At 69.6% G+C, this 9,356-nt stretch carries 10 protein-coding genes; all 10 read left to right on the top strand.

All coding sequences use genetic code 11. From position 1 onward, the window contains the following. Window positions 1-714: peroxide stress protein YaaA (yaaA, locus tag AC07Y4_RS27995; protein WP_495275435.1), on the top strand; the 714-nt coding region annotated here is incomplete at its 5' end. Continuing rightward, complete coding sequence (locus AC07Y4_RS27990) at window positions 714-1,556, top strand: 2OG-Fe(II) oxygenase (RefSeq protein ID WP_062479797.1); 843 nt, start codon at window positions 714-716, stop codon at window positions 1,554-1,556. The genes yaaA and AC07Y4_RS27990, both read left to right, overlap by 1 nt. A 19-nt stretch (window positions 1,557-1,575) precedes the next feature. Further along, on the top strand, window positions 1,576-2,475 hold the full coding sequence (locus AC07Y4_RS27985; RefSeq protein WP_354342622.1) for an alpha/beta fold hydrolase: 900 nt from the start codon (window positions 1,576-1,578) through the stop codon (window positions 2,473-2,475). Continuing rightward, complete coding sequence (gene queF / locus AC07Y4_RS27980; protein WP_495275434.1) at window positions 2,472-3,341, top strand: NADPH-dependent 7-cyano-7-deazaguanine reductase QueF; 870 nt, start codon at window positions 2,472-2,474, stop codon at window positions 3,339-3,341. Before AC07Y4_RS27985 ends, queF begins: the two co-directional genes overlap by 4 nt. A gap of 142 nt (window positions 3,342-3,483) precedes the next feature. Further along, on the top strand, window positions 3,484-4,389 hold the full coding sequence (locus tag AC07Y4_RS27975) for an SDR family NAD(P)-dependent oxidoreductase (RefSeq protein ID WP_495275433.1): 906 nt from the start codon (window positions 3,484-3,486) through the stop codon (window positions 4,387-4,389). Window positions 4,390-4,484: 95 nt separating this feature from the next. Beyond that, on the top strand, window positions 4,485-5,375 hold the full coding sequence (locus AC07Y4_RS27970; RefSeq protein ID WP_095746534.1) for a LysR family transcriptional regulator: 891 nt from the start codon (window positions 4,485-4,487) through the stop codon (window positions 5,373-5,375). A 13-nt stretch (window positions 5,376-5,388) separates the two neighbouring features. Further along, window positions 5,389-6,285 carry a LysR family transcriptional regulator gene (locus AC07Y4_RS27965; RefSeq protein WP_495275432.1) on the top strand — a complete coding sequence of 299 codons (897 nt, stop codon included), beginning with the start codon at window positions 5,389-5,391 and terminating at the stop codon, window positions 6,283-6,285. A gap of 115 nt (window positions 6,286-6,400) precedes the next feature. Next, window positions 6,401-7,555 (top strand): mandelate racemase/muconate lactonizing enzyme family protein, encoded by a 1,155-nt coding sequence (locus tag AC07Y4_RS27960; protein WP_070062161.1) that lies wholly within the window; start codon window positions 6,401-6,403, stop codon window positions 7,553-7,555. A 76-nt stretch (window positions 7,556-7,631) separates the two neighbouring features. Beyond that, window positions 7,632-8,639: a Bug family tripartite tricarboxylate transporter substrate binding protein gene (locus AC07Y4_RS27955; protein WP_070062162.1), complete on the top strand. Its 1,008-nt coding sequence runs from the start codon at window positions 7,632-7,634 to the stop codon at window positions 8,637-8,639. Window position 8,640: 1 nt separating this feature from the next. Beyond that, window positions 8,641-9,351 (top strand): arylmalonate decarboxylase, encoded by a 711-nt coding sequence (locus AC07Y4_RS27950; protein ID WP_495275431.1) that lies wholly within the window; start codon window positions 8,641-8,643, stop codon window positions 9,349-9,351. Window positions 9,352-9,356: the final 5 nt, after the last annotated feature.

Raw genomic sequence — 9,356 nt, 5'->3', positions numbered from 1 at the left:
ACCCAGCCCCATTTCGAAGCCCCCCGCGGCCCCTCGGTCGAACTCATCAAGCTGTTGCGCGAGAAGTCGCCCCAGGACATCGCCGAGCTGATGCACCTGTCGGACAAGCTCTCGGCCCTCAACGTGGCCCGCTACGCCGCCTGGTCGTCCAAGAGCACCGACAAGAACGCCCGCCAGGCCGCCTTCGCCTTCGACGGCGACGTCTACGGCGGCTTCGACGCCCGCAGCCTCACGCCCGCCCAGCTCGCCTGGGCCCAGGACCATGTGGGCATCCTCAGCGGCCTGTACGGCCTGCTGCGCCCGCTGGACCGCCTGCAGCCCTACAGGCTCGAAATGGGCACCGCGCTGGCCAACCGCCACGGCAAGGACCTGTACGCCTTCTGGGGCTCGCGCATCGCCGAGCACCTGAACGAGCGCCTGGCGGCCGACCGCACGCCGGTCGTCGTCAACGTCGCCTCGCAGGAGTACTTCAAGTCGGTCGACCAGAAAGTGCTCAAGGCCCGCGTGGTCGAATGCGTGTTCCAGGAGTGGAAGGGCGACAAGTACAAGATCGTGAGCTTCTTCGCCAAGCGCGCCCGCGGCCTGCTGGCGCGCTGGGCCGTGCTGCACCAGGCGGCCACGCCCAAGGCGCTGGAAAAATTCGACCTCGAGGGTTATGGTTTCGACGCTCAAGCGTCGACAGCCGAAAGGCTGGTGTTCAGAAGGAAAGTCTGATGTCCCAAGCGATCAGTCCGGAATTGCGCGAATGGCTGGTGGCCCAGCTCGCGGCCGGCCATTCGGTGCCCGCGTTGCGCATGTCGATGCGGGCGGCCGGCTGGCAGGATGCCGCCACCGACCTCGCACTGGCCCAGCTGGAGGCCGGGTTTCCTGATGTGGAGGCGGCCCTGGCGCCGGCGCGCACCGAGATGCCCGGCCCCGACCTGGACGGCGCGCCGCTGTACATCGAGGCCGGTGACCGCCGCGTGCAGGTGCTGCAGACCGTGCGGCATCCGCGCGTCGTGGTGTTCGGCAACCTGCTGTCGGTCGAGGAATGCGAAGGCCTGATCGCCGCCGCGCGCGTGCGGTTGGCCCGCTCGCTCACCGTCGAGACCCGTACCGGCGGCGAGGTGCTCAACGTCGACCGCACCAGCGACGGCATGTTCTTCGAGCGCGGCGAGAACGAGATCGTCGCGCGCCTCGAACAGCGCCTGGCCATGCTGCTGCGCTGGCCGCTCGAGTACGGCGAGGGCCTGCAGATCCTGCGCTATGCGCCCGGCGCGCAGTACCGCCCGCACTACGACTACTTCGACCCGCACGAGCCCGGCACGCCCACCATCCTCAAGCGCGGCGGCCAGCGCGTGGCCACGCTCGTGATGTACCTGCAGGAGCCCGAGCAGGGCGGCGCCACCACCTTCCCCGACATCGGGCTCGAAGTGGCCCCGGTGCGCGGCACCGGCGTGTTCTTCAGCTACGACCGGCCCGACCCCGCCACCCGCACGCTGCACGGCGGTGCGCCGGTGCTCGCGGGCGAGAAGTGGGTCGCCACCAAGTGGCTGCGCGAGCGCGAGTTCAAGTAAAAAGAAAAACAAGGACCCGATGAAAGTCACCGCCAACGGCCTGCAGATCGAAGTCGACGACACCGGCGGCGAAGGGCGCCCCGTCATCCTGCTGATCATGGGGCTGGGCATGCAGCTGGTCGCGTGGCCCGACGGCTTCGTGCAGCAGCTGGTCGACGCCGGCTTTCGCGTGGTGCGCCACGACAACCGCGACATCGGCCTGAGCCAGGGCTTCGACCACCTCGGCACCGGCAACCTCGTGTGGGAAACCATCCGCCACCGCATCGGCCTGAAGGTGCGCAGCGCCTACACGCTGCAGGACATGGCGCTCGATTCGCTCGGCGTGCTCGACGCGCTGGGCATTGCCCGCGCCCACATCGTCGGCGCCTCGATGGGCGGCATGATCGCGCAGCGCATCGCCGCCACCGCGCCCGAGCGCACCGCCAGCCTCGTGAGCATCATGAGCTCCAGCGGCGCGCGCGGCCTGCCGGGCCCGCGCCGCGAGGTCGGGGCCATGCTCATGCGGCGCCCGCGCAGCCACGACGAGGCCGCGCTGGTCGCGCACAGCATCAAGCTGCTGCGGCTCATCCAGAGCCCGGCCTACCCGCAGACCGACGAGCAACTGGCCACGCGCCTCACCTTCAGCATGCGCCGCGCCTACCACCCGGCCGGCCTGATGCGCCAGATGCTCGCCATCGGCGCCGACGACGACCGCCCGCAGGTGCTGGCGCGCATCCAGCGACCGACGCTGGTGCTGCACGGCGACGCCGACGCGCTCGTGCCCATCGCCTGCGGCCGTGATTCGGCGCAGCGCATTCCGGGCGCGACCTTCATCGCCGTGCCCGGCATGGGCCACGACCTGCCGCCCGAGGTCTGCACGATCCTCGCCCACCACATCGCTCCGTTCGCACACGCGGCGGATGCCGGAACCGCCCCATGAGCCACGACCCGACCAACCCCAATACCCCCGAACAGTCGCAGCTCGGCCGCGCCTCGGCCTACGCCGACAAGTACGACCCGTCGCTGCTGTTCCCCATCGCACGCACCACGCAGCGCGAAGCCATGGGCATCCAGGCCGGCGCCTTGCCCTTCTTCGGCGCCGACCTCTGGACTGCCTTCGAACTGAGCTGGCTGAACCCGCGCGGCAAGCCGCAGGTGGCCATCGCGCACTTCACCATTCCCTGCGAAACGCCCAACATCATCGAGAGCAAGTCGTTCAAGCTGTACCTCAACAGCTTCAACAACAGCACCTTCGCCAGCATCGATGCCGTGCGCGAGCACCTGCGCACCGACCTCTCCGAAGCCGCATGGCGCGGCAGCGACCAGTCGGCCGGCATCGGCGTGAAGCTGCTCACGCCCGACCTCTTCGACCGCGAGCCCGTGCACGAGATCGACGGCCTGGACCTCGATCGCCTCGACATCGAATGCACCCACTACCAGCCCGCGCCCGAGCTGCTGAGCAGCGACACGACGCAGGTGCACGTGAACGAAACCCTCACCAGCCGGCTTCTGAAGAGCAACTGCCTCGTCACCGGCCAGCCCGACTGGGGCAGCGTGCAGATCCGTTACAGCGGTCCGCCCATCGAACAGGCCGGCCTGCTGGCGTACATCGTGAGCTTTCGCAACCACAACGAGTTCCACGAGCCCTGCGCCGAACGCATGTTCACGGACATCTGGCGCCAGTGCCAGCCGACCAAGCTCGCGGTGTACGCGCGCTACACGCGGCGCGGCGGGCTGGACATCAACCCGTTCCGCACGAGCTGGCCGCAGGCGCTGCCGGTGAACATCCGCACGGCGCGGCAGTAACGGCCACCCGCGGGCGGTCGCGCGCAGCCGCGGCTTAAGCCCCTCTTCGGAATTCCTGAACTCGCAGGCCGCCCCCTGTGGCATTCTGAAATTCCCCCGCGAGTTCGCGGGCGAACGAACATCCGAAGCAGAGGCAAGACACATGGTTGAAGGCAAAGTGATCGTCGTCACCGGCGCGGGCGGCGGCATCGGGCGCGACATCGCGCTCGCGATGGCGCGGCATGGCGCGAAAGTGGTGGTCAACGACATCGGTGCGGGGCTCGACGGCGCGGGCGGCAGTGCCGGGCCGGCGCAGCAGGTGGTCGAGGAAATCCGCGCGGCAGGTGGCGAGGCTGTGCCCAACACCGACAGCGTGGCCGATGCCGCGAGCGCCGGGCGCATCGTGGAATGTGCGGTCGACAACTTCGGGCGCATCGACGCGGTGGTGAACAACGCGGGCATCCTGCGCGACCGGTTCTTTCACAAGATGTCGGTCGACGAGTGGGACGCGGTGATCAAGGTGCACCTGTACGGCGCCTACTTCGTGAGCCGCGCGGCCGCGACGCACTTCAAGGAACAGAATTCGGGCGCGCTGGTGCACATGACCTCCACCTCGGGCCTGATCGGCAACTTCGGCCAGGCCAACTACGCGGCGGCCAAGCTCGGCATCGCGGCGCTGTCGAAGTCCATCGCGCTGGACATGCTCAAGTTCAACGTGCGCTCCAACTGCATTGCGCCCTTCGCCTGGAGCCGCATGATCGGCGCCATTCCCACCGACACCGACGAGCAGCGCGCCCGCGTCGACAAGATCAAGCAGATGACGCCCGCCAAGGTGGCGCCGCTCGCGGTGTACCTGGCGAGCGACGCGGCGGCGGCCGTGAACGGGCAGATCTTCTCGGTGCGCAACAACGAGATCTCGCTCATCAGCCAGCCGCGACCGGTGCGCTCCGTCCACCGCTCGGAAGGCTGGACGCCCGAGAGCATCGCCGAGCACGCCATGCCCGCGATGCGCGCCAGTTTCTTCCCGCTGGACCGCTCGGCCGACGTGTTCAGCTGGGACCCGGTCTGAAGACATGAGGGCATGAGGACAAACCCGCAAGCGGCTGCAGGCGACGCCGTTCGCCGGACAATGCGCGTTCCTCCCGCTTCCTTCGTGCCCGCCCGGTGAACCTGCACTTCGACCTGTTCGACCTGAAACTGTTCGTCTACGTGGCGGACGCGCGCAGCCTCACGCGCGGCGCCGAGAAGGCCTGCATCTCGCTGGCCGCCGCATCCACGCGCATCAAGCAGATGGAAGAGGCGGTGGGCGGCAAGCTGCTGCACCGCAGTGCGCAGGGGGTGAGCCTCACGGCCGCGGGGCAGGCCGTGCTGTACCACGCCAAGCGCGTGATGCAGCAGATGGAGCACCTGCGCTGCGACATGCAGGACTTCGGCAAGGGCATCAAGGGCCATGTGCGCGTGTTCGCCAACACCACCTCGATCACCGAGTACCTGCCGCAGAAACTCGCGGGCTTTCTCACGCAGCATCCGGCCGTGCAGGTCGACCTGCGCGAGTACCTGAGCGAAGAAATCGTGCGCGCCGTGGCCGACGGCGAGGCCGACATCGGCATCCTCGCGGGCGACGTGCACACCGGCGAGTTCGATGCGCGCCCCTTCGGGCGCAATCAGCTCGTGCTGGTGGTGCCGCCCACACACCCGCTGGCGGGCGCGTCGTCGGTGGCCTTTGCCGACACGCTCGACGAGCAGCACGTGGGCCTGCACCACGGCAGCGCGATCCACCGCTTTCTGCAACGCCGCGCCGAACTCGCGGGGCGCGGCTTCAACCCGCGCATCCAGGTCAGCAGCTTCGAGGCCATCTGCCTGATGATCGAAGCGGGCGTGGGCGTCGGCGTGCTGCCGTCGTCGTCGGCGCACCGGTTGTCGATGGCGATGCGCATCTCGACCGTGGCGCTCAGCGACGCCTGGGCCGAGCGCGAACTCAAGCTCATCGCGCGCAACCGCGAGCAGTTGCCGGCCTCCGCGCGCGAGCTGTTCGATCACCTCACCCTGGCCTGAGGCGCGACGGGCCATGTCCGCCGACCTGAAATCGCTGCGCCTGTTCGTGGCCGTGTCCGACCACGGCAGCATCAGCGAAGGCGCCAAGCGCTGCCACATCGCGCTCGCGGCTGCGAGCAAGCGCATCTCCGATCTCGAGGCGCGCGCCCGATTGCCGCTGCTGGTGCGCCATGCGCGCGGCGTCACGCTCACCTCGGCCGGCCATGGGCTTCTCCTGCATGCGCGCGCCGTGCTCTCGGCCATGGACCGGCTCGGCGCCGAGCTCGACGATTTCCAGAACGGCGTGGCGGGCGTGGTCAGCATCACGGCCAACGCCTCGACCATCGCGCAGTTTTTGCCGGCGCAGATCGGCTCGTTCCTGCGCCTGCACCCGGTGCTCAAGATCGACCTGCAGGAGCGCGCCAGCACCGAGGTGGTGAAGGCCGTGCAGGCCGGCCTCGCCGACATCGGCGTGATCGAGGGCCAGACGCCCGCCGACGGCCTCGAATGCCTGCCCTACCGCACCGACGAGCTGGCCGTGGGGGGGGGGGGGGGCGCGCGCCACCACCCGCTGGCGCGCCGCAAGCGCATCGACGTGGCGGAGGTGCTGCGTCACGACCATATCGTGGTGCGCGAAGGCACGGCGCTGCACCGCGTGCTGCTGGCCGCCGCGCTCGAGGCCCAGGTGCCGCTCAAGGTGCGCATGCAGGTGGGCAGCTTCGACATGGTCTGCCGCATGGTGGAGCAGGGCGTGGGCATCGGCGTGCTGCCCTATGCGGCCATCCTGCCGCAGCTGCAGATCCTCAAGCTGCGCTGCCTCAAGCTCGATGCGCCCTGGGCGCTGCGCCGCCACCTGCTGTGCGTGCGCCGCCAGCAGGAGCTCACGGCCGCCGCGCGCTCGGTGCTCGAACACCTCGGCCGTCCCGACTGATCCGGGGCGCTCGGGCGGCGAGCCTTCGCGTCGCGCGAAGGCTCGAACTCGCCAAAAACGAATTGTTCTCCCGCGGCCCTCGCGCAAAGATGCGGGCACACCAAAGGAGACACCCTTGAAGATCATCCGCGTCAGCGCCACGCCGCTGAACATCCCCGTGACCATCGACGTGGTCGGCCTGAACAAGCAGACCTCGCTGTCGTTGTGCCTCACCGAGATCGAGACCGACACCGGCCTCGTCGGCCACGGCATGACGGCCATCACCGAAGAGGAAATCATTGCCGCCGCCGTGCGCGAAGTGGCCGGCCCCGCGCTGATCGGCGAAGACCCGATGGCCACCGAGCGGCTGTGGGAGAAGCTCTACTGGCTGCTCTCGCCGCGCGGCCAGACCGGCTACGCGAGCCACACCATCGCCGCGCTCGACATCGCGCTGTGGGACCTGAAGGGCAAGGCGCTGGGCCAGCCGCTGTGGCGCCTGTTCGGCGGCGCGCGCGCCAAGGTGCCGGTGTACGCCACCTTCGGCTTCGGCTTCTTCGAGCGCGACCAGCTCGCTGCCGCCGCCAAGCTGTGGGTGTCGCAGGGCTTCCAGCGCCTGAAGATGACCGTGGGCAACCACGCACTCGCGCGCCGCGACGAGCCGCGTCCGCTCGACGAGGTCATTGCCGAGGACGTGCGCCGCGTGGCCGCCGTGCGCGAGGCCGTGGGCCCCGACGTCAAGCTGTACGTCGATGCCAACTGCGGCCTCGACCTGTTCCATGCCACCGAACTCGCGCACCGCATCGAGCCCTACGGCATCAGCTTCTTCGAGGAGCCGCTCACGCAGAACGACGTGCGCCAGATGGCCCAGCTGCGCGCGCGCACGCGCATTCCGCTGGCCTGCGGTCAGAACGAGGGCCTGGCCTTTCGCTTTCGCGACCTGCTGGTGAACCAGGCGGCCGACGTGCTGCAGCCCAACGTGACCATCTCGGGCGGCTACTCGCAGTGCCTGAAGATCGCGGGCATGGCCGCGGCCTTCAACGTGCCCATCGACAACGGCGGCGCCTGGCCCTTCCACAACATGCACCTGCACGCGGGCGTGTCCAACGGCGGGCTGGTCGAGTACCACTACGTCGCGGTGCAGATGCTCAAGCAGATCTTCGACGGCCTGCCCGTGCCCGACCAGGGCTGGCTCACGCTGCCCGAGGCACCGGGGCTGGGCTTCACGCCCAACGCCGAGCGCGTGCGCGAGCTCGCGAAGCTGCCGACCTCGCACGGGAAAGGCAAGGCCTGAGCGCCACCCGACGACACTTCCGACCACGACCAGGCCGCGCAGACGGCCGGCGCATCCCGACCACCACGGAGACAAGATGAACGACAGAAGAACAGACGCCATGCGGCCATCGCGCCGGCATGCCCTGCAGGCCGCGCTGGCCCTGGCCGGCCTGCTGGCCGCCGCACCCGCCGCGTGGGCGCAGAAGTTTCCCGACAAGCCCATCCGCATCGTCGTCGGCTACTCGGCCGGCGGCGGCGTCGACGCGGTCGCGCGCATGCTCAGCGCGCGCCTGCCCGCCGTGCTGGGCCAGCAGGTGCTGGTCGAAAACCGCACCGGCGCCACCGGCCTCATCGCGGCCGACCTCGTCGCCAAGGCGCCGCCCGACGGCTACACGCTGATGATGGGCGACAGCGCCTTGCTCATCGCCAAGCTGTTGCAGCCGAAGATCGCGATCGATCCGCTGACCAGCTTCAAGCCCGTGGCCGGTGCCTTCGTGTCGCCGCTGATGATCGTCGCGGGCAACGACTTTCCCGCCAAGACGCCCGCCGAACTCGTCAAGGAACTCAAGGCGCATCCGGGCCGCTACTCCTACGCGTCGTCGGGCGTGGGCACCGTGCAGCACCTGGGCTTCGAGATGCTCAAGCAATCCACCGGCGCGTTCGTGGTGCATGTGCCCTACCGCGGCGCGGCGCAGATCGTGCCCGACGTGGTCGGCGGCCAGGTGCCGCTGGGCGTGGTGAGCGCCACCGCCGCCATGGCGCAGTCGAAGGCCGGCAAGCTGCGCGCGCTGGCGCTGCTGAACAACGCCAAGCTCGAAGGCGCCGAAAGCGTCGCGCCGCTGGCCGAGGCGCTGCCGGGCTTCGACGTCGCGCCGCGTATCTTCCTGCTCGCGCCGGCGGGCACGCCCAACGACGTGGTCGACAAGCTCTCGGCCGCCGTGAAAACCGTGCTCGACATGCCCGAGACGGGCACGGCCGCCGCCGCGCAGGGCACGCTGCGCGCCTACGCCACGCCGGCGCAGCTGGGCAAGGACATGGCGGAGGAAACGACGCGATGGAAACGCATCATCACGGACCAGCGCATCGTGGCGGAGGGCAACTGAGGTGACACAACAGCCCCATCTCGGCCTCATCGTTCCGCCCGCAGCCGGCGCCGTGCCGGTCGACGGCCCGCTGCTCTACGGCGACCGCATCCGCTTCAGCGCCAAGGGCCTGGGCCTCGGCGAAATCTCCACGCGCGGCTACACCGAGGTGATCGACTCGGTCATCGGCAAGGCGCTGGCGCTGAAGGAAGAGGGCGCGAGCGCCGTCTCCCTCATGGGCACCTCGCTGAGCTTCTTTCGCGGCCTCGCCTTCACCCGCCAGCTGAAGCGCGAGATGGAACAGGCCACGGGCCTGCCCTGCACGACGATGAGCGACGCCATCCTTGCGGGCCTGCGCCACCTGAAAGTGCGGCGCGTGGCCGTCGCCACCGCCTACATCGACGAGGTCAACACGCAGCTGCGCACCTACCTCGAACAGAGCGACTTCGAACCGCTCGCACTCGAAGGCCTGGCCATCTCCGACGTGCAGGCCGTGGGCCAGGTGTCGACCGAGGTGCTGGTCGACCTGTGCCTGAAGGTGTTCGAAGACCAGCCCGGCGCCGACGGCCTCCTGATCTCGTGCGGCGGCCTCGTCACGCTCGATGCGGTGCGCGAGGTCGAGGCGCGCCTGCAGGTGCCCGTGGTGTCCAGCTCGCCCGCGGGCTTCTGGGACCTCGTGCGCACCGCCGGGCTCGATGCGCGCTCGCCGGGGCAGGGCCGGCTGTTCGCCTGAACCCC

Source organism: Variovorax sp. GW460-12-1-14-LB1, from assembly GCF_059423605.1.
The sequence above is the reverse complement of the archived record's forward strand: the minus strand, read 5'-3'. Positions and strand labels throughout refer to the sequence as shown.